This is a genomic window from Nocardia sp. GP40, from assembly GCF_050434125.1.
GTDB classification, from domain to species: Bacteria; Actinomycetota; Actinomycetes; order Mycobacteriales; family Mycobacteriaceae; genus Nocardia; species Nocardia albiluteola.
On the sequence record NZ_JBNPVW010000001.1, the window covers coordinates 861997 to 885243 of the forward strand.

Consider the following 23247-nt stretch of genomic DNA (forward strand, 5'->3'; position numbering starts at 1 on the left):
GGCTGCTTCGCACGTTTCCCGGAACGACCGAGCATGCGACCGGTGAGGATGATAACGAGCTGATATGGGCAGTGAATTCTATGGGTAGTGAGGGATTCGTCCGCCTTCCACGCATCGCCCCGCCGCGGCCTCCGGGCGGTGAGGTCATGGTCAACCCACCCCCGGAACTCGCGCGGAACCTGCAGGGCGGGCTGCTGCCGAAACTGCTGCCACTGGTCATGGTGGCGGCGGTCGCCGGCATGATGGCGATGATGTTCCTGACCGGGGGACGCACCATCCTGACCAACCCCTTCGGGTTGATGTTCCCGCTGATGATGCTGATGTCGATGGGCGGCATGTTCCTCAACCGCGCTGGAGGGGGCAAGAAGAGCGCTGCCGAGCTCAACGAGGAACGCAAGGACTACTTCCGCTACCTCGACCAGTTGCGCGAGGACGTCCGTGACACCGGGGAATCGCAGCGTGTGTCTCTGGAATGGAGCCATCCCGCGCCGATCGATCTCCCGTCGCTGGTAGGGACCAGGCGAATGTGGGAGCGGCGGCCCAACGATCCGGATTTCGGCCACGTGCGCATCGGGGTGGGCAGCCACCGCATCGCCACCCAGCTGGCATGGCCGGAGACCGCGCCGGTCGAGGACCTCGAACCTGTCTCAACGGTGGCGCTGCGGCGTTTCGTGCGCACCCACTCGGTCGTACACGAGTTGCCGACAGCGTTGTCGCTGCGGGCATTTCCCGCGGTGAATCTCGAAGGGGATCGGGAACAGGCTCGTGCGCTCGTGCGCGCGATGCTCACGGAGCTCGCCACGTTCCACGGGCCGGATGACATCGCGGTGGCCATCGTCTGCGAGGAGCCCGACGGACCGGACTGGGCCTGGGCGAAATGGCTTCCGCAGCTGCAACATCCACGGCTGCGTGACGGGCTGGGCAGCGCCCGCATGATGTACGAGTCGCTCGCCGAACTCGAGGACGCGTTGCAGGACGAGCTGCTCGAGCGTGGACGTTTCATGCGCAACGCGCCGCCGACGCCGGGACGGCTGCACCTGGTGGTCGTGATCGACGACGGCCATGTCGACGGTTCCGAACGCCTGGTCGCCGAGGCCGGGCTGGACTCGGTCACGCTGCTGGATCTGACCGCCCCACAGGGCGGTCTCGCGGTGCGCCGGGGCTTGCAGCTGGTGGTATCGGGCGGTTCCGCGGCCGTCAAGTCAGTGGGCAATGTCGAGAAATTCGCTACCGCCGATCAGGTCGGCGTCACGCTCGCTGATCACCTGGCACGCCGGCTGGCTCCCTACCGCCTGGCCACCAGCATGCAAATCGTGCAGCTCAGCGACGAACCGCGGGCCGACCCGGGTTTGATGGCGCTGCTGAGGATTCCGGATGCGGCGCAGATTGATCCGGCACAGGTGTGGCGCGCCCGCACCTCGCGTGAGCGGCTGCGCGTGCCGATCGGGGTGACCCCCGACGGTGCGCCGGTGGAACTGGATATCAAGGAAGCGGCCGAGAACGGCATGGGGCCGCACGGACTGTGCATCGGCGCAACGGGTTCGGGCAAGTCGGAGTTCCTGCGCACGCTGGTGCTGTCACTGGTGGCCACGCATTCGCCCGATCTGCTCAACCTGGTTCTCGTCGACTTCAAAGGTGGCGCGACGTTTCTGGGGCTGGATCCGCTGCCGCATGTGGCCGCGGTGATCACCAACCTCGAAGAGGAACTGTCGATGGTCGACCGCATGCGCGATGCGCTGGCGGGCGAGCTGAACCGTCGCCAGGAACTGCTGCGTTCGGCGGGCAACTTCGCCAATGTTACCGAGTACGAGCGGGCCCGGGCCGCCGGAGCGCCACTGGACCCGCTCCCGGCGCTGTTCATCGTGGTCGACGAGTTCTCCGAGTTGCTTTCGCAGAAGCCGGATTTCGCGGAGCTGTTCGTCATGATCGGGCGGCTGGGCCGATCCCTGCGCGTCCACCTGCTGCTGGCCTCGCAGCGGCTCGAGGAGAACCGGATGCGGGGCCTGGATTCGCACCTGTCGTACCGGATCGGCTTGCGGACGTTCTCGGCCAACGAATCCCGTCAGGTGCTGGGCATCACCCATGCCTACCACCTGCCCAGCCAGCCCGGTTCCGGGTACCTCAAAACCGATGCGGCGGATCCGTTGCGGTTCAACGCGTGCTACGTCTCCGGGCCTTATGTGGCGCCGCGCGGGGCTCGGCATTTCGGCGGAATCGCGGTCCGCGGCCAGGCGCCGCGGCGTTTCACCGCCGCCGCGGTTGAGACCGCCGAACCCAGCGGCCCGGCCCGCGTCGAACTGCCGGATCTGGACTCGCTGATCGCCGCTGCCGAGGCGAGCGGGGTCGAGGAATCGCTTTTGCAGGTGGTGGTCGGGCGGCTACGCGGCCACGGACGCCCCGCTCACGAGGTCTGGCTGCCGCCGCTGGAGGTGTCGCCGTCGGTGGACATGCTGTTGCCGGATCCGGACTGGCGGGCCGCGGTCAACCGCAACGGTCGGCTGCAACTGCCGATCGGCATCATCGACAAGCCGTACGAGCAGAAGCGCGACGTGCTGGTGGTCGACCTTGCCGGTGGATACGGCAACGTCGCGGTGGTCGGCGGTCCGCAGTCGGGCAAGTCCACCACCCTGCGCACCCTCATCATGGCAGCCGCGGTCACGCACACTCCGGATCAGATCCAGTTCTACTGCCTGGATTTCGGGGGCGGTACGCTGGCCGCGCTGAACGGCCTGCCGCATGTCGGCTCGGCCGCGGGGCGCCTGGAGGCCGATCGGGTTCGCCGCACGCTCGCCGAACTCACCTCGTTGATGCGGCGTCGCGAGGAACGCTTCCTCGCGTTGGGTATCGAGAACATGCACGAATTCCGAAGGCGCAGGGCGCAGCTCGCGGCCCTGCCGGAGGCGGAACGAGCGGCGGATACACTATCGGCGGACGCCTACGGTGACGTGTTCCTGGTCATCGACGGCTGGGCGGCGTTCCGCGAGGAGTTCGAGCCGCTCGAACCTGTCGTCAATGCGATTGCCGCACAGGGCCTTTCGTATGGCGTGCATCTGATACTGGCCGCGTCGCGCTGGATGGAGATCCGGCCGGTGGTCAAGGACCAGCTCGGCACCAAACTGGAGCTGCGTCTCGGTGATCCGGGCGATTCGGAAATGAACCGCCGCGCCGCGATGATGGTGCCCCCGGCGCGGCCGGGCCGAGGCATCACCCCGAACGGTCTGCACATGCTTCTGGCGCTGCCTCGACTGGATTCCGATACCGAGCCCGCGACCCTGTCAGAGGGGGTCACGATGGCGAAAGAACAACTGGGACAGCTGTATCCGTCCCACCGGGCGGCGCAGGTCCGCATGCTGCCGCAGCGGGTGCCTCGCGATGAAGTGCTCGAGGCGGCTCGCCGTGCCGGGATCGAGGAGAGCCCCACGAGAGTGGTGTTGGGTCTCGGGGAATCCGAATTGCAGCCGGTGATACTCGATTTCGAGGCGCAATCGCACCTTATGATCTTCGCCGACGTGGAATCGGGCAAGACGACCACGCTGCGCAACATCGTGACCGGGGTGGTGGCGAACTCAACGCCCGACCAGGCGCGGGTGATCCTGATCGACTACCGGCGGACCATGCTGGGCGTGATCGAGGGGGATCATCTGGCCGGGTACTCCACGTCGTCGCAGACGTCGATCCCGACGATCGAGGAGGTCTCCCGCTATCTGGCCAAGCGTATTCCGGGACCGGACATCACGCCCAGGCAGTTGCGCGAGCGCAACTGGTGGAGCGGACCGGAGATCTACGTCGTGGTCGACGACTACGACATGGTCGCGTCCAGCAATCCGCTGACCCCGCTGCTGGACTTCCTGCCTCAGGCCCGCGACGTGGGGCTGCACCTGATCATCGCCCGGCGCTCCGGTGGCGCCGGCCGTGCCCTCTACGACCCGATACTGGGCCCGTTGAAGGACCTTTCGGTGGACGCACTGTTGATGAGCGCCCCCCGCGACGAGGGCGTGCTGCTCGGCGACGTCCGTTCGGCCAAACTGCCGCCGGGCCGCGGCACCCTCGTCTCCCGCAACCATCCCAACGAAATGATCCAGGTCGCCGACCTGCCCCCGCTGTAACTCCCGAGGAGCACCATGGACACCCCGCCCCCCACGGGCGACGCCGATGAGCCCGACGTCGGATTTGCCCCGCACACCGAAGGTTCCGCCGCGCCCGACGTCGTCTTCAGCTTGAATCTGGAACCCGGCGACCCCGGCCGGCCCGATGATCCGGCGGCCGGGGGGCCGGCGGATTCCGATGGAGTACCCGATGCGACGCCGGGTGCCGGAGTGGAGGTCGGTGGCGCCGCCGAATCGAGCGCGGCCCCGGGCAGCGACGGGATGTCGCACAGCACAGCCGGAGCGGGAACCGCCGCTGCGCCGGCGGTCGATGCGGGACAGGACGATCCGGACAAGGACGACTCGCGCGAGCTGGCGTTCGATCTCGCGCGGCAGCTGGCCGCCGCCGCGCCGCAGGCATGGACCCGCCTGGACGCGGTGTTCGCACTGACCACGACCGAGGGCGTGGCTCGGGTGTTCTACACCGGGCCCGAACAGGTCGTCGAGGCGATCCCGAGCGAAGCGGTCATGAAGCTTGCGCGGGACCAGCGTGATTCGACCGCACAGCTCGATGACGGCCCCTGGTGGCGGTTGATCCTCGGCCTGACCGTGGACGGGGATGTCGAGGTCGAGTACGACTACGGGGAGGAGCCGTTCCCGCCGGAACAGCTGCTGTCGCCGGAGGCATACGAGAACGATCTCGAGATCTATCCGCGCGACCGGCTGCCGGTGTGGCTGGCCGCCTACATCGACGACGACGGCGACCAGGAGCGCGACGCCGCCCAGGCCGCGTTCGAGGAGAGTCTGGACAGCGCCGCCGGCACGGTCGCGGAGGCGTCGGTGGACGAGCTGCCCCCGCTCGATGCCGTGTGGGCACGCTGGGCGACGCTGGCAGCGGTGTTCGTCGCGGCCGGTTCGGAGCTGGGGCCACGGATCATGCCCGCCCAGGGCTGGTTCGAGGGCGCGTCGCACAGCGGAAGCACGCTGTCGCTGCTGCCGGGCGGCCGGGCAGTGCTGTCCGGTGGGTTGTGGGAGGCGCCCACACTGGACGCCGCCTACAACGACGGCGCGGATCTACCCGACCTGTATCGGGGAGCCCCGTTCTGGGTGGCCGATCAAGTCCTCAATCCCCGTGCCGGACAGGGCATGCTGTCATTCTGCTACTGGTGGGACGGCAACGGCTGGTATCGAGGCGAATCGCCGTCCGTAGCGGAATTCGCGCGGGCCGTGCCGGGTGTCTGGAGGGCCGAGGTGGTTACCGACCTGATCGTGCGGCAGCTCGCCGGTGACGATACGGATGACGATATGCGTTCCGCGGCAGCGGCTCTGGTGGCCGCCGCCGAAGAACGCGCGGTGAAGCGCGAGCTCGTCGCCGAGGTCCTGGGCGCGAATGCCGAGTTCGACGCCGACGGTGCGTATTACCAGTTCTTCCTGGCGGGCCTGACCGTGCCCGAGACAGCCCGCGCGCTTCGCTGAAACCGGTTGTCGGCCCTGAGATCCCGGCACATCCCGCTTGCGGTCAACCGTATTTTCGGTCGGCGTCCTCCGCGACCCAGGCGGCGATCTGCGTGCGGGAGGTGAATCCGAGTTTGGTCAGGATGTGTCCCACGTGGCCCTGGGCTGTCCGTTGGGAGATCGTCAGCTCGGCGGCGATCTGCTTGTTGGTCAGGCCCTGGGCGATGAGGGCCGCGACCTGCCGTTCACGCTAGGTCAGGGCCGCACACGGACCCGAAATGCCCGCCGTATCGGTGGGTTGCTCGCGCAGGGCGTAGGCGACGGCCTCGTCCATCCCCATGGCCTGTCCGCGCCGTATGGCCGCGTCGAACCCTCGTGCGCCGAGGGCGTATCGCGCCAGCCTGACGCATTCGTCGTGATGCGGCGGTATGACCGGGACTGTGCTGACGACGTTGCCCATCGACCGGTCCAGTTCCTCGCTGGCGCCCATCAGGACGGCTGCGCGTTCGAGGCGATGCGCTCAGCCCTCACGGGTCACCGCAACCCAGCCCGCCGCGGCACGCCGCATGTCACACTGGCAGCGTCCGCCCGAACTCGAGGTGCAGCCGCTCGGGTTGCACACGCAGCCAGTGGTTCCCACGCACGATCGGTGGCGGCTCGGTAGGTGAGCAGACCTACGACGACGTCTGGGGAATTCTTGACCAATAGATGACAAGTGGTCGCACCTCACACAGTACCGTTAGGCACCGTGACCTGCGGCCCTTCATTTATTCAGCACATGGGTAACTCCATGTACTCGCGGAGCGCTAGCGCGCGGTTGGTGTCGTTGTCAATGACTGGCGGCGTCGAGTTGCGTTGGCTGTATTGGTCCTCTGAACTGGTGATTCGTTGAAATCTAACCCGATCCGACATGTGATATCAAACACTAGCGTTGGAGGGCGCTAGCGTCGTTAGCTGGCGTCAACCATTAAATGGCGAGATTGATGGCAAACGGCCGCCGTCGACAACCTGTCGCTTGCCCACAGGGGCGCGCTCGGAGAGATGTCAGTCTGCGACCGCCTGACCAATGTGAGCCACGCCGGTGCCGAGACCAGCTCGGAGGTCTAGGGCCTGCACACCGGCGGCCAACTTGCTCGCCATGCGTTCGAGCTGATCGGGTGTGATGTGCTTGCCGAAGGCTGCTGCGCCAAGGAGCTGTCGACGGACTTCATCGATCTGTCGGGTCGCGAACTCCATCCTCGGACATGCAGGCATACCTCGACTTTCGCGATCTCTATCGAACATTCATTCGGTCACAGATCGCAGACGCCTTCCCGAACGACCGATGTGCGGCAGTACAGGATGTTGCTCCACCGGAGTGGTAGATCGTCGGGTTTCAACCGACCGTATCGGTGCGGGGCTGAAGGATGACGACGGGGATTTCGCGCCCGGCCCATGCCTGGTAGGTGTCGAAGTCGGCGTAGGCGTCGACGAGCATCGGCCACAAACGGGCACGTTGTTGCGGGTCGGCGGTGATCGCGTGCACCGGAAGGCGATTGCGGCCGATCTGGATATGGGTGTCGGGGTTGGTACGCAGATTCTGGTACCACTGTGGATGTTTGGGAAGCCCGCCCTGTGACGCGACGATGATCGTCTCGCTGCCATCGGTGATGTAGAGCAGCGGCGTGGTGTAGGTGGAACCGGATTTCCGGCCGCGATGTTCGAGCAGCAGGGTCGGTACGGGCTTGCGGAATCCGGCACCGATGCGCCACTTTCCGCCGATGCGGCCGCCGGTGCGCCGATAGATCCAAACTTGTGTCCTGCCCATGTATTTGAAGATCTTCGGCAGCATCGGGGAGTCGAGTTGTTTCGGGCGCGGGGGCGTCACGGCGGCCATGGTGTTCCTTCGGTTCGACAGCTCAATGACCATACATCTCGATGTACATGTATGGTCAAGTCTGTTGGATACGTCGCCCGATCCCGATCCGCGGGCCAGGCTCTCGCAGGCCTGTACCCTTGGCGCGGCCGACGCAGGTGAAGAGGTGAGCAATCCGGGTGCGCACGCATGGATGGTCAGGGGCGACCCCGGTCGACGACGAGGAAGCCGTCGACCGGATTCTGGCCGCCGCGCGCGCGGCGATGGACCGATCCGGGAACGAGTTCACTATCGCGCAGGTCGCCCGCGATCTCGGGGTCACTCGCCAGACCGTTTACCGCTACTTCCCGACCTCCGAAGCGCTGTTGACCGCGACCGCGGTCGCACAGACCGGACATTTTCTCGACGTCCTCGCCGAGCATCTGAGTGAGATCCACGACCCCGCCACAGCGGTGGTGGAGGGTATCGCCTACACCCTCGAACGCCTGCCCGATGAGAAGTATCTGAACCTGCTACTCGCGCCCGGTCGCGCCAGCGCCTTCTCCTCCGGCGTAACCTCCGACACCGCACTGGCATTCGGCCGTTCGATCCTGCAACGCTTCCCTGTCGACTGGACCGCGGACGGAATCACCGGCTCCGACCTGGACCAGCTTGTCGAACACATGCTCCGCATCGTCCAGTCCTTCGTCATCGACCCTGGTCGACCACCACGCCGCGGACAAGAACTACGCAGCTACCTCAGCACCTGGGTCGCGCCCGCGCTTACCAGCACCCCCCGCGCCAGGTGATCGCGAAGGAGCACGCTATTCGGCGGAAGCGGACGTTCGCCGACCGACCGCTCCGCGGTAGTAGCGGACGTTCTGCACCCGACCAGGTTCCGGCCGCCCGCGATTGTCATCAGATGGAAGAATCTCGCATCTGATGCAATGGTCATTTCGCACACGCCGAGCCGCAGATGCTCGATGGTAGATGGCCTCCCCTCGGCGTGGCCGGACACTGATCTGCAGACCACGGTGCCGGGGTGAACCCTCACCCCAACATCGTGAGCCATCCCGTCGATGTTCAGTCGTCGAGGCCGAACAGCTTGGCGGCGTTGGTCCGTCCGATCTTGACTCGATCGTTCTCGCTGATCGGGCAGCTGTCGAACCAGGGCGCGATTTCGTACATGGATTCGTAGGGATAGTCGACCGAGAACAGTGTGCGGTCGGCTCCGACCTCGAGGAGCGTGTCCACGACAAGTGTGGCGCGTGCCGAGTACGTTGGCGCCGGTGTCGGGAATGGGTTCGGTTGACCGCGGCCCGCGTGCCGGGCACCGATGTTGTCAGCGGCTGGGTTGGGGCACATGGCAGTTGGTCGCCTTGGGATTGACCCCGGAGCGTTGTCCGGCGGCGATCGCGCCGATGATCAGCCATACCAGCACCAGCAGTGTCAGCCACTGCATCACTGGCCTCCTGGAGTCGACCGATGAACCACGACCGGCGTCAGAAGTAGTGGCGTCGCCCGCCGACGGCGCGGCCCATCGACCCCAAGGCCAGGAGCACCAGACCGATGATGAGGGCCACGATCCCGATGACCCAGAGGATCTGGATTTTCAGCAGGAATCCGACGACGAGAAGAATGATCCCGAGAATGATCATGGCCGATACCTGATTTCGGTGGGGAGTGACAGGGCGGTGGGCCACACCGGTGGTTGCGGGGGGCGTCAGTGTTTGAAGGTGTCCTTCATCTTTTCTCCGGCCTGCTTGGTATCGCCTTTGGCCTGATCGGTACGACCCTCGGTCCGCAGGCGAGTGTTGCCGGTGCCCCGGCCGACCATTTTCTTGGCGGCGCCCTTGGCGGCTTCGGCCATGTGCGCGATCTTCTTACCGATGCTCATGGTGGTGGTCCTTTCGTGTGTGCCGTCGCCACGGATGCGGCGAACATCTATGCGGGTGGCGTCCGCCGCGCCCCGAGTGCGGGTTGCCGGCGGCGTGGCGGTCCCTGGATCGGTTGCCGAATCCGAAATGGTGGAATCGGTCGCGACGCAGAACACCGTCGGCTCCGGTATCGCGGGTATCTCGCGTGTCGTCGAGGGCGGGGGATGCAGTGGCGCGCCGACGTTGCTCGTCGAGGTGGGACTGCCGGTCGGCGAGGTCGTCAGCCCGACCATGACGGCCGCGACTAGAACAACCAACCGATGATGACGATCATCGTGTTGCCCACTAGATCTGCGTCGCAGTACTCACTCAACCACCGCATACCCACAGTGTCAACAGTGTAGAACTACACTTTATAGCTGCAGTGTAAATTCGAGGCTGAACTGTGTTTGTCCTGCAAAAGGAAGGTGCGGCGCCGATGACCGAATGATCGGACGAATTCCGAGCCCGACGGGCAGATCACCCGGGCCACAATCCTGGCGGTGGCGCTCGAGATCGTCGACCGCAACGGTGCCGCTGACCATCAACAGCGTGCCGGGCCCGGGTTGCGGCCGCTGAAAAGGCTTGGTGATCTCTTCCACCGCAACAACTCCCACGGGCGGTGTGCTGCGGTTGTGACAGCCCGGCGGAAATGCGGCACCTGCGAGGGGAGAACACCCATACTGACAACGAGCGATCAAGATCTCCACCGCGCCCGCTTCAGCGGGGTACCTGGTGAGGACTGTCGCGGCGGTAGTGCTCGTCGGTCGATCACGGATTCGGAGGGAACCGGGGGATGACGGTGTCCGACGGTGTGCGGGACCTTGGCTATGCGGCAGGGTGGCGGATGGTGCGCGCGCTGCCGCACCCGTGGGCGGTGCGGTTGTTCGATGCCTGCGCCGATCATGCCGCCCGCCGCAACGGCGGCCCGGTGCAGTTGCGCCGCAACCTGGCCCGCGTGCTGGGCGTGGCACCCGATCACGTCCCCGACGAGCTGATCCGTGACAGCCTGCGCTCGTATGCACGATATTGGCGCGAAGCATTCCGGCTGCCGACCATGGATCCGACAACGTTGGCCGACGAAGTCGAGGCCGCAGCGACCGGTATCGAACACGCCGCAGCGGCCATGGAACACGGTCGCGGGGCGATTCTCGCCTTGCCGCACAGCGGCAACTGGGACATGGCCGGCGTGTGGGCGGCACAGCGGTTGGCCACCCCGACCGTGGTCGCCGAACGGCTTCGGCCCGAAGCGTTGTTTCAGCGGTTCGCCCGCTACCGCGAACGCCTCGGATTCGAGATCATCCCCCTCGCCGGCGGTGACCAACCGCCGTTCGAGCGGTTGGTCGAGCGGTTGCGGCAGGGACGGGTGGTGGGCCTGCTCGGTGAGCGCGACCTCACCGGCCACGGCGTGCCCGTCAGCTTTTTCGGCGAACCGACCCGGATGCCGGCCGGACCCGCCCGACTCGCCATCGACACCGGGGCGCCACTGCTGCCGGTGCACTGCTGGTTCACCCCCAACGGGTGGGGATTCAGCGTCGAGCAGCCGCTGGACACCTCCGACGGCATCGCCGCGACCACCCAGCGCCTCGCCGACCGGTTCGCCGCCAACATCGCCGCCCACCCCGCCGACTGGCACATGCTGCAACCAGTGTGGCCCACCTAGGCACTACGACCGCGCGGGAGATCGCCGCCGAACTCGATCCCGAACTCGGCGAGGTCACTCAGGCGCTGATCACGGCCAATGCGTTGTGGACCGGGCTCTGACACGGGTCGACTACGGCCGACGCTGAGCGCGGTCAGCACGGCAGCGTCCGGCGACCCGGATCAGAAGCGCAAACGCGATCCAGGGGGTCAGTAGTAATGACGTCGGCCGCCGACCGCGCGGCCCATCGACCCCAACAGCAGTAACACGAGCCCGATGACCAGGACCACGATCCCGATCGTCCAGAGGATCGGGATACTGAATATGAACCCAACGATAAGAAGGATGACTCCGAGAACAATCATGGCTGCCCACCTGATTTCGCTACTGTACTCGAAGGGCCCGACAAACCCTTTGGTGCTGGGATCGGTCATGTGCGCAATGCCAGCACTACTCACTGCGCCCGCCTCAACCACGGCCACAGGAAGAACAGAGCCACGACGATCAACCCGATGGCCTGCACGTTCCAGTAGACCCCTGAGGGCCAGGGATGTACACCTCTGTTTATCGAAGTCGCAGCTCGACGGTGTTACGGCGATGCTTTCGGGCTGGGATACACCGCACAGGGATCAGCCGGCCGTTACGTTCACCGGTCGGTGTGGTCGGCACGGATCACGCAGTTCTTCTACCAGGGCCTGGTGCAAACGGCGTTGCGCAAGCTGGCAGAGGGAATCAAAAGACCGTGCACCGACTATCACCCTGTATCGTCACGGCACCGGCGCCCCCCGACAACGGATCGCCGCGCATTTGGGCATCGGCGACCTTGTCGATGCTTTTCGACTGATGAGCGAGGGTATGTCCCTTTCCGCCGACGGACATGATTGCTCCGCCGCATTCACCCAACCCCGCGGATCCACGCCATGAACGAAGACAACGACAAAGGCCGAACCGAGGAGCGCCGTACGCCGGACGGGGCGGAGCAGGGCCATAGTGATCTGGTCGGGCAACCCCACACCACCGACGAAGGCGGACCGATAGTTATCGCGGAAGCGGCGGCGCAGGCCAGCACGACGCAGAACCCGCTGGGCGAGCATGGGCGGCGATTCGATCCGCGATCGCCGTTCATGGTCGGCATGGCAGGCGCGGCTGGAGTCGCGGTGACCTACGGCGCGATCCAGGCGGTGATCGCCGCCAGTCAGGTGCTGGTCTTGATCACCCTCGCGCTGTTCCTGGCAATAGGTCTGGAACCTGTCGTGTCGTGGCTGGTTCGGCCGTGGTTTCCGCGATGGGCCGCCGTGACCGCGGTATTCGTGGTCGCGATCGGCTTGCTGGCCGGGTTCCTCGCGGCCGCCATACCTCCGCTGGTCACCCAAGGTAGCGCGCTGGTCCACAACGCTCCGGACTACCTCGACCATCTTGCGCACCGATATCCACTCATCGACGTGCTCAACACTCGTTTCCATCTCCGGGACCGAGTCCAGCACGGGGTCGGGTCCGATTCCTCCAAGCTGGCCGGTGGTGTCCTGGGCGCGGGCCGCCTCGTGTTCAGCATCGTCAGTGGCGCGGTGATCGTCGCTGTGCTGACCGGCTACTTCATGGCCAATTTCGCACAGGTTCGCGCCTCGATCTACCGGCTGTTTCCGCGTTCGCGCCGACCGCGGGCGATCCTGATCGGCGACGAGATCTTCGTGAAGGTCGGCGGCTACATCCTCGGGAATTTGCTCATTTCGGTGATAACCGCGGTGTTGACCTTCATCTGGCTGCTGATCTTCGACGTGCCCTACCCGCTGTTGCTGGCCGTCCTGGTCGCCGTCCTGGACCTGATCCCGGTGGTGGGTTCCACCATCGCCGGGATCATCGTGGCCCTGGTCGCGCTCACCGTATCGGTGCCCGTCACAGTGGCAACCGTCATCTTCTTCATCGTCCTGCGGCTGTTCGAGGACTACGTACTCGTACCCAGAATCATCGGCAGAACGGTCCGGGTGCCGGCGATTGTGACGGTGGTGTCGGTACTGCTCGGCGGCGCGCTGCTCGGGATCGTCGGTGCCCTGCTCGCCATCCCGGTCGCCGCCGCGGTGCTGCTGATCATCAGTGAGACGGTCTTACCATCCTTGGACGAGCGCTAGCTATCGGTGTTCGGCTCAATGAGAGGCGGCGGACCGTTCGTCCTGAATTGCGGCCCGGCCGTGACATCGTGATGCCATGGCTATAGGGCAGCGTCCGCCCGAACTCGAGGTGCAACCACTCGGGTTGCACACGCAGCCGTGGTTCCCGCGCGGGATCGATGGCCGCTCGGTAGCTGAGCAGATCTACGACGACGTTCGGAGGTGTAACTCGCCGGGGACGGGCCCACCGAGTATGGCCGTCAACCGCCGGCCCGACGAGCAACTGGTGTGTTGAGCAACGACACGCTGAAATCCCGGGGAGGCGGGGAAGTAGTTCCGGGGAGGCGGGGAGCGGTTCCGGAGAGGCGGATATGCATTAACCTTCTGTAACCGACCGCCACAGTCGGTCCTGATCGCCTAAATTTCGAACGGTGGGCGATGTTGTGTTATCGCTCACCCAAACATGGAGGGCTGCTGTGTCTGTTCGATCCGGAGCTCGCGGGTACATCCTGCGGGCCGCATGTATTGTCGCCGGTGGTGCGTTGGTGCTGACGGGCTGTACCAAGAACTCGGAAAGCAACGCGCCGACGGTTGCCAAAGTCCAGGTGAACAAGGTCGACTCCCTGGCCTCGCAACTTCCCGACAAGGTCAAGCAGGCCGGCAAGCTGGTGGTCGGTGTCAATCTGCCGTACTCGCCCAACGAGTTCAAGGATCCCTCGACAGGCAAGATCGTCGGTTTCGACGTGGACCTGATGGACGCGGTCGCCGCGACCCTGGGCACCAAGGCCGACTACCAGCAGGCCGACTTCGAGAAGATCATCCCGAGCATCCAGGCCGGCACCTACGACCTCGGCATGTCCTCCTTCACCGACAACACCGACCGCGAGAAGTCCGTTGATTTCGTCGACTACTTCTCCGCCGGCAGCCAGTGGGCCCAGCAGGTCGGCAAGCAGATCGACCCGAACAACGCCTGCGGCAAGAAGGTCGCGGTGGAGCGCACCACGGTCCAGGAGACCGACGAGCTGCCCGCGAAGAGCAAGGCCTGCACCGACGCCGGGAAGCCGAAGATCGATATCGTCGCCTTCGACGATCAGGCCGCCGCGGCGAACGCGCTGGTGCTGGGCCAGGTGGACGCCTTCTCGGCGGATTCGCCGGTGACCGCGTACGCCGTCAAGCAGAACAAGGGCAAGATCGATACGGACGGCGCGATCTTCTCCTCGGCGCCGTACGGCTGGCCGATCGCGAAGGGCTCGCCGCTGGGCCCGGTCCTGCAGGCCGCGGTGCAGCACCTGATGGACGACGGCGACTACCTCAAGATCTGCCAGAACTGGGGTGTCGAGCAGGGCGCGATCACGAAGTCGGTGGTCAACGGGGCCAAGGGCTGACACGGTGAACTCACCGGACCCTGAAAAGTCCACCGGCGGCGCGGCGGATAGTTCGCCCGCCGCCGGTTCACTGACCGAGCCCGCGCCGATCAAGGCGGTGCCGCTGCGGCGGCCGGGCCGGTGGCTGGCGGCGGTCGTACTCGCGATCCTGTTGGCGCTGTTCCTCTACGGCGCCGCCACCAACGACGGCTACCAGTGGAAGACCTACTGGGACTACCTGTTCGACGTGCGGATCTTCGACGGCGCGGTGGTGACCCTCGAGCTGACCGTCCTGGCGATGATCATCGGTGTGGCGCTGGGTGTCGCCCTGGCGGTCATGCGACTGTCGCCGAACCCGGTGCTTCGCTCGGTGTCGTGGGGCTATCTGTGGATCTTTCGCGGCACCCCGGTCTACGTGCAGTTGCTGTTCTGGGGCCTGTTCCCGTCGCTGTACAAGGTCATCGAGCTCGGAATTCCCTTCGGCGGACCACATTTCACGCATTGGGATGTGCAGCAGTGGCAGGCGCCGTTCCTGTTCGCGATGATCGGTCTCGGCCTGAACGAGTCGGCCTACATGGCCGAAATCGTCCGGGCCGGTATCAATTCCGTGGGTGAGGGGCAGCGGGAGGCCTCGGTCGCGCTGGGCATGTCCTGGACGCAGACGATGTGGCGCACGGTGCTGCCGCAGGCGATGCGGGTGATCATCCCGCCGACCGGCAACGAGCTGATCAGCATGCTCAAGACCACCTCGCTGGTGACCGCGATCCCGCTGACCATCGATCTGTACGGCCGGGCGCACGACATCGCGGCGGTGAACTTCAAGCCGGTTCCGTTGCTGCTCGTCGCTGCGACCTGGTACCTGATCATCACCAGCGTGCTGATGGTCGGGCAGTACTACCTCGAGCGGTACTACTCGCGCGGGTCGAGCCGGGAGTTGACCGCGCGTCAGCGCCGGGCGCTGGTCGAAACCGCCGGGCACCTCGGAGATGTGGGCAAATGACCTCTACCGCAAGTAATTCCGACGCTGCGACCCCGATGATCCGGGCTCAGCAGGTATGCAAGAGCTTCGGCAGCGTGCAGGTGCTCAAGGGCATTTCCCTGGAGGTGACCAAGGGGGAGGTGTTGTGCATGATCGGGCCCTCCGGATCGGGCAAGTCGACCTTCCTGCGGTGCATCAATCACCTGGAGACCGTGAACGCCGGGCGGCTGTACGTCGATGGCGAGCTGGTTGGATACACCGAGCGCGGCGAGCGTCTCTACGAGATGAGTCCGCGCGATGCGGCCCGGCAGCGCCGCGATATCGGGATGGTGTTCCAGCACTTCAACCTGTTTCCGCATCGCACCGCCCTCGAGAACATCATCGAGGCGCCCACGCAGGTCAAGAAGGTCCGCAAGGCCGACGCGATTACCCGGGCGAAGGAGCTGCTCGATCGGGTCGGCCTGGCGGACAAGGCCGAGTCCTATCCGTCGCAGCTGTCCGGCGGGCAGCAGCAGCGGGTCGCGATCGCGCGGGCGCTGGCCATGGATCCCAAGCTGATGCTCTTCGACGAGCCCACTTCGGCGCTGGACCCCGAACTGGTCGGCGACGTCCTGGCCGTCATGCGCGAGCTGGCGGCCTCCGGCATGACGATGGTGGTGGTGACTCACGAGATGGGCTTTGCCCGCGAGGTCGCCGATCAGCTGGTGTTCATGGACGGCGGTGTCGTGGTGGAGTCGGGCGTGCCGCGGGAGGTGCTGGCCAATCCGCAGCAGGAGCGGACACAGATCTTCCTCTCGCGGATTCTCTAGCGCGTTTCCTTCCACCCGGCGGCCCGGTCAACTACGCTGCGTAGTACGCAATGCTGCGTAGTGCCCGCCGGGTGGGAGGTCATGCAATGAGTGTCAGTGATGCGGCCGTTTCTCGAGATACGGTGCCGCGCTGGAGTTTTCTGCAGTTTGCGGTGTTCGTCATCGCCCTTGTGCACGTCGTGTGGGCCATCGCGGGGTGGATAGCGCAGCCCAGCTTCGCCATCGGCGAGCACGCGCCCACGACCTCGGTCGTCTGTATGGACTACAACGGCTGGCACGCGGTGGCCGGTCTGGCACTGTTCGGCCCGGCGCTGTTCCTGGTGGTCCGCAAGTCGTGGGCGGCGTGGTGGTGCATTGCCGCGGCTCTCGGTGGCGGTTTCGTCGCGGGCATCTGGGCCTGGTTCTCGCACCGCGTCGCCTGGATTTTTACCTTCCCGCACAACCACATGGACGCGGTCGTGCACGTTGCCACCGGGGTGATCCTGTTGGGGCTGGTCGGCATTCAGGCCGGGCTCAACGGCGGCGTGCGGGCGGTGCTGGCGGACTCCGCCGTTCGCACGCGCTGATGCGTCGACATCACTTCGAGACCATCGCAGTGCGCAGCTCTCGGCCCAGGGCGATGCGCAGCTGACCGAGCAGCACCTTCGCGGCGGGGCCCAGCTGTCCGCGGGCGTGCCAGACCAGGCCGAGGCGGCCGCGGAGCTCGGGGTCGGTGATCTCGACCGTGCGGACGCCCGCGGCGGCGGCCTGCGCGGGCGGAATGTCGGGGACGATGGCGATACCGAGTCCACCGGCGGCCAGCTTGATGAGCAATGCTGGTGCGGCGGCCTCGAATTCGATGCGTGGCGCGAAACCCGCGGCGGCGCAGGCGTGTTCGAGCACGCCGCGGATGCCGGTGCCGCGGGTCAGGCAGATCAGTGGACGGTCACGCAGCTCGGAAAGCGTTGTCCGATCCCTGAATTCGGCATCGTCCACCGCGACGACGGCATTGATCCGGGTATCCAGCACGATCTCGACGCCCAACGCCGGATCCGGCTCGCCGCTCAGTCCGATCAGCGCGATATCCAGGTCGCCGCGCGTGACGGCGGCCAGCATGCGGTCCGTGGTGTCCTCGGTGAGGCTGATCGCGACCTGCGGATGGTCCCGATGGAAGGCCGTCAGCACTCCCGCGACATCGAATTCGTCGTTGGCCGCGCCGGAGATCAAGCCGATCCTGACGTGCCCGCGCACGAGCCCGGTGAATTCGTCGACTGTCTGCGAAATCCGCTGTGCCGCAGCCAGGGCCGCCCGCGCCTGGGGTAGCACCGCCGCGCCGGCCGCGGTCGGGGTGATCGACCGCCCCGACCGGTCCAGCAGCGGCTGCCCCAATTCCCTTTCCAGCTGCCGGATCTGCGCGGACAGGCCGGGCTGGGTCAGATGCAGACGGGCCGCGGCGCGGGTGAAATTCGCCTCCTCGACCACGGTCACGAAGTAGCGCAGCTGCCGCAGTTCCATAAATGATGATTATAGCTTCGAGAATATCTATCTGTTGTACTTCTGGAGCGCGGCTGGGCAGGATCAATGTCATGACACAGACGCACTCGCTCACCGAACTTCCCGAGGTCGCCGGACCCGTCTTCCTCCCGGGCGAATCCGGGTACGAGGAGGAGATCGCGGGATTCCAGACCGCGTACACCCATCGGCCCGCACTCGTGGTCGGCGCGCTGCACGCCGAGGACGTCCGCAGCGCGGTGGAATACGGGGCGCGGCACAACCTTCCGATTGCGGTCCAGGCCACCGGCCACGGGCTGTCGGTGGCCGCCGAGGGGGGCGTGCTGATCAGCACCCGCCGGATGCGCGACGTCGTCGTCGACCCGGCCGCCCGCACCGCCCGGGTGGCGGCGGGGGTGCAGGCGCAGGCCCTCATCGAGGCGGCGGCCACACACGGCCTCGCCCCGCTGAACGGCTCGTCCCCGACCGTCGGCGTGGTCGGCTACCACCTCGGCGGCGGTCTGGGCATACTGGCCCGCACCTACGGCTACGCCGCCGATCATGTCCGCGCCATCGACCTGGTCACCGCGGACGGCCGCCTGCGCCACCTGGCCCCCGGCGACGACCTGTTCGGCGCGGTGCTGGGCAGCGGCGGCAACCTCGGCGTCGTCACCGCGCTGGAGCTGGAGCTGTTCCCGATCGCCACGGTCTACGGTGGCCAGCTCACCTTCGACACCGAACTCGTCGCACCCGCCCTCGAGGCCTGGCGCCGGTGGACCCGCGATCTTCCCGAGGAGATGACCTCGGCGATCACCGCGATGACCATGCCGGATATCCCGGTGATCCCGGAACCGCTGCGCGGCAGGTACATCGCCACGATCAACATCGCCTATACCGGCGCCGAGGCCGAGGGCGAGCGCCTGATCGAGCCGCTGCGCGCCATCGGTGAGCGCCTGGTGGATTCGGTGCGCACCATGCCGTACACCGAGACCGAAACCATCTACAGCGATCCGCCCTTCCCGCACGCCTACGCCGCCACGAACGTGCTGCTGTCCGAGCTGACACCCGAAGCGGCCCAGGCATTCCTGGACGTGACCGGTCCCACGTCATCGGTTCCGGTGGTGGCCGGGTTTCGTCATCTGGGCGGCGCGCTGCGCCGGCCCGGACTCGCCGCCGTGTCGATCGATCACCGCGACGCGGAATATGTGGCCCGGTTCATCACCGGCCCGGAGGGCGAGGGTACATCGGTGCGGGAGCGTCACGACCTGATCGCACAGGCGCTGTCCCCGTGGACGATCGGCCACCACCTGAACTTCCTCTACGGCGGGGCTGAGTGGGCCGACGAGGCCCAGACGCGGGCCGGCTACGGTACCGAGACCTACGAGCGCCTCACCGCGGTCAAGTCGGATGTCGACCCCGCCAACCTGTTCCGGCACAACCGCAATATCCGGCCGCGCTGACCGCGGCGGGGGAGTTCAGTTGGCGCGGCCGTCCGGAAGGCACTGATGTGACCTCGACCACCCTGCGTGTGCTGCGCCTGCTGTCACTGCTGCAAGAACGCACCTACGCTGGAAGTGAGCTCGCTGCACGGCTCGGTGTCAGCGACCGCACCCTGCGCCAGGACATCACGCGCCTGCGCGAACTGGGCTATCCGGTGCACGCCGAACGCGGCGCGGTCGGCGGGTATCGGCTGGGTCAAGGCAAGGCCATGCCCCCGCTGCTGTTGGACGACGAGGAAGCGGTCGCGGTCACACTGGCGGTTGGGCTCGCCGAGGACGGGTCCACCGGGATCGCCGATATCGACCAGAGTGTGGCGCGGGCGCTGGCCAAACTGGAACGCATCCTTCCAAGACATTTACAGCGCAAGGTGGCCGCGCTGCGCGGGGTCACCGAGATCGGGCCGGCGGTAACCGGTTCGCGGGAGCCGGACGCTCCTGTACCCGCACACACCCTGGCCACCCTCGCCGCAGCCATCCGCGCGACGACAGGCCTGCGCATCGACGATGGCGAGGTCGAACCCTACCGCCTGATCAACTGGCAACGTCGCTGGTACTTGGTCGCATACGACCTGGAAACCCAATCCTGGCGGGCACTTCCGGTCGCAGCCATGAACGCCGTCGAGCCGAGCGGACGATATTTCCCTGCTCGCCGCCTGCCCGACACCGATCTGGTCGCGTTCGTCCTGCGTGAGATCGCGGTCGCAGGATGGGCCGTACATGCCCGCGTAACCGTGCTCGCCCCCGCTGAAACGGTCGTCGCCCGCATCAATCCCGCTGTCGGCGTGGTCGAACCGATCGATGAGCACACCTGCCTCCTGCTGACCGGCGCCGACGCTCTGGAGACGATCGCCATCTACCTCAGTATGTTGATGATGGACTTCCGCGTGGACGACCCACCGGAACTGATCACACACATCCGCACCCTCGCCCGCCGCTACACGGAGGCCGTCGCCGATACCGTGGAACCTGATCCCAGGGCAGCCGAGGACACAACTCGGCCGTAATCGGTTCCGCGGCAGGCGATCCCGGCCTGGGTGCGGTCAGTCGACCTTCCGCACTCGGGTCGTGCTCGAGGTGGCGGGTGTGCCGGACAGCGTCTCGGGGCGAGTTCGGCGAGGGGGTGCTCGTCGGGGCCCAGCAGGACCGAGTGCTGGGCCGATGCCGGCTGTGCCCTGTCTGCGTTGCTGGTGTGGGGGCTGGTCCGGTCGCGGTGTCGTCACGATTTCTCGCACATACGTGCGAATCGCAGTGGTGCGCGGTACACCGGAGGGGGAGAGGACGACAGTATGAGCGCCGATCGATCCTGGGATACCGTCACCGCCGCGCTCGATCGCGCGTGCGGCCCCGGCAGGCCCAGTGGTGAATGGATTCGCTACCTGTGTCCCGTGCACGAGGGCGACGGGCGTTCTCATCACCCCTCGCTGGGGGTGGCCTACAATCGGCGAAAGGGCAAGACCGTCGTCCGCTGCTTCGCCGGTTGCGTCGACGAGGCGGTGCTGGCCCGCCTCGGCCTGCGGGTTCGCGACCTCTTCGATCGCCCGCTCGATCGTGAAATATCCGGTCGTGCAACGGGTTCTGTCGATCGCGCCGCGGAGCCGGCACTGGCCGACCGGGCCATCCTGATCGCCGGACTGCCGCTGGACCGGCATCGGCCCGAGCTGGGCCGCGTCACCGGGCGGGCCCGCACGATCGCGACTTACATCTACCGATGGCCGGACGGTAGCCCGGAGGGTCGCGTAACCCGTCGGCACACGCCCCGCGAGCGCGGTCACGACAAGCATTTCTGGCAGGAGCATATGACCGAGACCGGCTGGCGGCGTGGGGGATTCGCCGCCATCCCGTTTCAGCTGCCCGATATCGTGCCGGCGGTCGCGGCCGGTGCGGACATCCACCTCTGCGAGGGGGAACGGGATGCCCGCACCGCCCGTCGCGCGGGCCTGTTCGCCACCACCAACGCCGGCGGCGCGCTGAGCTGGCATCACGCCCACGCGGCCTGGCTGCGCGGCGCCCGTCGCGTATGGATCATCGCCGATCGCGACGCACCCGGCTATCGCCGAGCCGTCAGGGTCGCGGGCACCCTCGCCGGGACCGTGGGCCAGATCCGGATCGTGCAGGCCCGGGACGGAAAGGACCTCACCGACCACGTCAACGCGGGCCATCAGGTCGAGGAGCTGGATCCGGTGCCGCTGTTGGACGCGTACTACGCGGGGCAATGCCGGTGACCGGATGAAGTCGGCCCGGCCTTCGGAAAGGCCGGGGTCGCGTGCGATCGATCTTGAATCGATCTGCACGTCGTCCTGAAGGGGCTTTTCTGCATCTCGGTTGTCAGGACTGGCGGATTTTGGTGCTGATTTATGGGATCTCGCGGTGGGTCTGAGGGGTGGTCCCGCCGGCGGCGTGCGCTCGGGACGGCACGGCTCACATCCCCTCCGGAACAACCCTGATTTTTCCCTGATATCGACGCTGACCTGGTGATATTCCGGCGGGGAGTCGGCAGTATGGATGGTGTCGGATCACGCAGACGAAAGGTTCGACGGAAACCTTCGGGAGGAATGGAACATGTTCTGGAAGATCCTGGGCGTCGTCGCGCTTGTGTGGCTGGCGTTGATCGTGGTCGGCGCGCTGGTCAAGGCGCTGTTCCCGATCCTGATGATCAGTGCCGTGGTGTTCGGGCTGTACCTGCTGTACAAGGCGGTGTCGGGCTCGAAGTCCACGGTCGACAAGATGTAGACGTCGTGCACGCTGGGGCCGCCCGGGCCGAAGGTTCCGGGCGGCCCCTTGTCGTCTCCGATGCTTGAATAGGTGACATGGAGCAGGTACCCGAGGACTGGCAGCGCGGGCTCGTGATCGTCGCCCACCCGGACGATATCGAGTATGGAGCTGCGGCCGCGGTGGCCCGCTGGACGGGGCAGGGCAAGCACATCCGCTATGTGCTGGCCAGCAGCGGGGAGGCCGGGATCGCTGGGCTACCGCCCAATCAGGCCGGGCCGCTGCGGGAGGCGGAAGAGATCGCCGCCGCCAAGGCCGTGGGTGTGGACGAGGTGGAGTTCCTCGGATATCCGGACGGGCGGATCGAGGAGAGCCTGGCGCTGCGCCGCGATCTGGCCCGGGCGATTCGCCAGCATCGTCCGGATATGGTGGTCCTGTTCAATTTCGGCGGCACATGGCAGCCGGGATACCTCAACAGCGCCGACCACCGTGCGGTCGGCCGGGCCGCGCTGGACGCGATTGCCGATGCCGCCAACGAGTGGATCTTCCCCGAACTGGGGGGCCTGCCCATCTGGTCGGCCAGGTGGGCGGCGGTCGCCGGACCGGTCGTCACGCACGCCGTCGATGTCACCGATTCCTTCGATGCCGCCCTGGAATCGATTGCGGCGCATGGGCGTTATCTCGGGGCCCTGAGCTCGGATCCGATGGCCGAACAGGCCAGGGCGATCGTCGAGCGGGCCACCGAGCCTGTCGAGGGGTTCGCCGCGGCCCGCGCGGTCGGATTCGAGCTGTTCTATTTCGGCGGCTGAGCGAGCCGGATTGCTACCGCCGAGCCGCCCGGGCGACGCGCTCGACGACCGGGCGCCAGGATTCCAGCGCCCCCACCGCAAGGCCCACGACCTTGCCCGCATCGTCGGCACGGCGCAGGGTGAGCGCGGCGGCGAAGTCCGGATCGGCCTCGAACTCCGCCGCCTCGGCGGCGCTCATCGGTCCGCCCTGTGTCACCAGGGTGCGCAGGCTCGAGGCCGACAGGCTCGCCGCGTGCCCCGAATCGGTCGCCGCCAGATAGCGTTTCGCGACGACGTGCAGTTCGACCAGCCGGGCCACGCGCGCGCCGAGTAGTTCGCGGACCGCCGCGGCGCCGTGTCGGCCGTGGCCCGCGTCGTCGCCGGGCACCAGGGCATGGCCGATATCATGCACCAGGCCCGCGACCTGTAGCTCCTCATCGCGGGGATGGTCGCGGCGCAGCAGTTCGGCGCACTGGCGGTCGTGATCGAGGATGTCGACCGGATCGCCGCTGCGGTCGGGCATGTCCCAGGCATCCTCGCAGTCGGCGAGCAGGGACATCAGCTCGTCCACGGTGGTGAGCGGGGAGATCAT

24 protein-coding genes and 1 pseudogene are annotated in these 23247 nt (G+C 66.6%); 14 read left to right on the forward strand and 11 right to left on the reverse strand.

The features are described 5' to 3' along the window. The first annotated feature begins 80 nt into the window (after positions 1-80). Positions 81-4106 (forward strand): type VII secretion protein EccCa, encoded by a 4026-nt coding sequence (gene eccCa / locus ABH933_RS03655; protein ID WP_429415189.1) that lies wholly within the window; start codon positions 81-83, stop codon positions 4104-4106. Between the two features lie 15 nt (positions 4107-4121). Next, a complete protein-coding gene (locus ABH933_RS03660) occupies positions 4122-5561 on the forward strand; it encodes a hypothetical protein (RefSeq protein ID WP_429415192.1) in 1440 nt (479 codons plus the stop codon). 43 nt (positions 5562-5604) lie between these two features. Here the strand turns inward: ABH933_RS03660 and ABH933_RS03665 are convergent. From ABH933_RS03665 to ABH933_RS03680, 4 genes and pseudogenes are all read right to left on the reverse strand, one after another. Further along, a pseudogene (locus tag ABH933_RS03665) lies at positions 5605-5778 on the reverse strand (response regulator transcription factor); the annotation flags it as partial. A 12-nt stretch (positions 5779-5790) separates the two neighbouring features. Then, positions 5791-6030, reverse strand: a complete 240-nt coding sequence (locus ABH933_RS03670) for a hypothetical protein (protein ID WP_429415194.1) — start codon at positions 6028-6030, stop codon at positions 5791-5793. A gap of 554 nt (positions 6031-6584) precedes the next feature. Beyond that, positions 6585-6824: a DUF6374 family protein gene (locus ABH933_RS03675; RefSeq protein WP_429415197.1), complete on the reverse strand. Its 240-nt coding sequence runs from the start codon at positions 6822-6824 to the stop codon at positions 6585-6587. A 91-nt stretch (positions 6825-6915) separates the two neighbouring features. Further along, positions 6916-7416, reverse strand: a complete 501-nt coding sequence (locus ABH933_RS03680; RefSeq protein WP_429415200.1) for a nitroreductase family deazaflavin-dependent oxidoreductase — start codon at positions 7414-7416, stop codon at positions 6916-6918. Positions 7417-7574: 158 nt separating this feature from the next. Between ABH933_RS03680 and ABH933_RS03685 the strand changes: the two genes are divergently transcribed. Further along, positions 7575-8183, forward strand: a complete 609-nt coding sequence (locus ABH933_RS03685; protein ID WP_429415203.1) for a TetR/AcrR family transcriptional regulator — start codon at positions 7575-7577, stop codon at positions 8181-8183. 274 nt (positions 8184-8457) lie between these two features. On the opposite strand, the gene ABH933_RS03690 is transcribed toward ABH933_RS03685, so the two are convergent. From ABH933_RS03690 to ABH933_RS03705, 4 genes are all read right to left on the reverse strand, one after another. Beyond that, complete coding sequence (locus tag ABH933_RS03690; protein WP_429415206.1) at positions 8458-8739, reverse strand: amidohydrolase family protein; 282 nt, start codon at positions 8737-8739, stop codon at positions 8458-8460. Positions 8740-8876: 137 nt separating this feature from the next. Further along, entirely contained in the window at positions 8877-9032 is a 156-nt protein-coding gene (locus ABH933_RS03695; RefSeq protein WP_169816363.1) for a DUF6131 family protein, read from the reverse strand. 65 nt (positions 9033-9097) lie between these two features. Next, entirely contained in the window at positions 9098-9568 is a 471-nt protein-coding gene (locus ABH933_RS03700) for a CsbD family protein (RefSeq protein WP_429415210.1), read from the reverse strand. Positions 9569-9664: 96 nt separating this feature from the next. Continuing rightward, a complete protein-coding gene (locus ABH933_RS03705) occupies positions 9665-9892 on the reverse strand; it encodes a hypothetical protein (RefSeq protein WP_429415213.1) in 228 nt (75 codons plus the stop codon). Between the two features lie 194 nt (positions 9893-10086). Between ABH933_RS03705 and ABH933_RS03710 the strand changes: the two genes are divergently transcribed. Continuing rightward, positions 10087-10953, forward strand: coding sequence for a phosphatidylinositol mannoside acyltransferase (locus ABH933_RS03710; protein WP_429415216.1), 867 nt, complete (start codon positions 10087-10089; stop codon positions 10951-10953). Between the two features lie 188 nt (positions 10954-11141). On the opposite strand, the gene ABH933_RS03715 is transcribed toward ABH933_RS03710, so the two are convergent. Continuing rightward, positions 11142-11297, reverse strand: coding sequence for a DUF6131 family protein (locus tag ABH933_RS03715; RefSeq protein ID WP_085998611.1), 156 nt, complete (start codon positions 11295-11297; stop codon positions 11142-11144). A gap of 555 nt (positions 11298-11852) precedes the next feature. On the opposite strand from ABH933_RS03715, the gene ABH933_RS03720 reads away from it, so the two are divergent. The 5 genes from ABH933_RS03720 (at position 11853) to ABH933_RS03740 (ending at position 16755) form a co-directional block, all read left to right on the forward strand. Beyond that, positions 11853-13058, forward strand: a complete 1206-nt coding sequence (locus tag ABH933_RS03720; RefSeq protein ID WP_429415219.1) for an AI-2E family transporter — start codon at positions 11853-11855, stop codon at positions 13056-13058. 455 nt (positions 13059-13513) lie between these two features. Continuing rightward, the gene (locus tag ABH933_RS03725; RefSeq protein ID WP_429415222.1) at positions 13514-14422 is read left to right on the forward strand and encodes an ABC transporter substrate-binding protein; all 909 of its coding nucleotides are present in this window, start codon (positions 13514-13516) and stop codon (positions 14420-14422) included. A gap of 70 nt (positions 14423-14492) precedes the next feature. Further along, positions 14493-15401 (forward strand): amino acid ABC transporter permease, encoded by a 909-nt coding sequence (locus ABH933_RS03730; RefSeq protein ID WP_429415781.1) that lies wholly within the window; start codon positions 14493-14495, stop codon positions 15399-15401. Continuing rightward, positions 15398-16189, forward strand: coding sequence for an amino acid ABC transporter ATP-binding protein (locus tag ABH933_RS03735; RefSeq protein WP_429415225.1), 792 nt, complete (start codon positions 15398-15400; stop codon positions 16187-16189). The genes ABH933_RS03730 and ABH933_RS03735 overlap by 4 nt, the downstream gene beginning before the upstream one ends. Positions 16190-16275: 86 nt before the next feature. Further along, entirely contained in the window at positions 16276-16755 is a 480-nt protein-coding gene (locus ABH933_RS03740) for a DUF4383 domain-containing protein (protein ID WP_429415228.1), read from the forward strand. Between the two features lie 10 nt (positions 16756-16765). On the opposite strand, the gene ABH933_RS03745 is transcribed toward ABH933_RS03740, so the two are convergent. Beyond that, positions 16766-17683, reverse strand: a complete 918-nt coding sequence (locus ABH933_RS03745) for a LysR family transcriptional regulator (RefSeq protein ID WP_429415231.1) — start codon at positions 17681-17683, stop codon at positions 16766-16768. Between the two features lie 71 nt (positions 17684-17754). Between ABH933_RS03745 and ABH933_RS03750 the strand changes: the two genes are divergently transcribed. From ABH933_RS03750 to ABH933_RS03770, 5 genes are all read left to right on the forward strand, one after another. Beyond that, on the forward strand, positions 17755-19119 hold the full coding sequence (locus ABH933_RS03750) for an FAD-binding oxidoreductase (protein ID WP_429415234.1): 1365 nt from the start codon (positions 17755-17757) through the stop codon (positions 19117-19119). A 47-nt stretch (positions 19120-19166) separates the two neighbouring features. Further along, positions 19167-20162, forward strand: coding sequence for a helix-turn-helix transcriptional regulator (locus ABH933_RS03755; protein WP_429415237.1), 996 nt, complete (start codon positions 19167-19169; stop codon positions 20160-20162). Positions 20163-20444: 282 nt separating this feature from the next. Then, complete coding sequence (locus ABH933_RS03760; RefSeq protein WP_429415240.1) at positions 20445-21380, forward strand: hypothetical protein; 936 nt, start codon at positions 20445-20447, stop codon at positions 21378-21380. A 337-nt stretch (positions 21381-21717) separates the two neighbouring features. Further along, positions 21718-21888 (forward strand): hypothetical protein, encoded by a 171-nt coding sequence (locus tag ABH933_RS03765; RefSeq protein WP_215919272.1) that lies wholly within the window; start codon positions 21718-21720, stop codon positions 21886-21888. Positions 21889-21965: 77 nt separating this feature from the next. Beyond that, positions 21966-22676, forward strand: a complete 711-nt coding sequence (locus ABH933_RS03770) for a PIG-L deacetylase family protein (RefSeq protein ID WP_429415243.1) — start codon at positions 21966-21968, stop codon at positions 22674-22676. A 13-nt stretch (positions 22677-22689) separates the two neighbouring features. On the opposite strand, the gene ABH933_RS03775 is transcribed toward ABH933_RS03770, so the two are convergent. Next, positions 22690-23247 (reverse strand): HD domain-containing protein, encoded by a 558-nt coding sequence (locus tag ABH933_RS03775; protein WP_429415246.1) that lies wholly within the window; start codon positions 23245-23247, stop codon positions 22690-22692.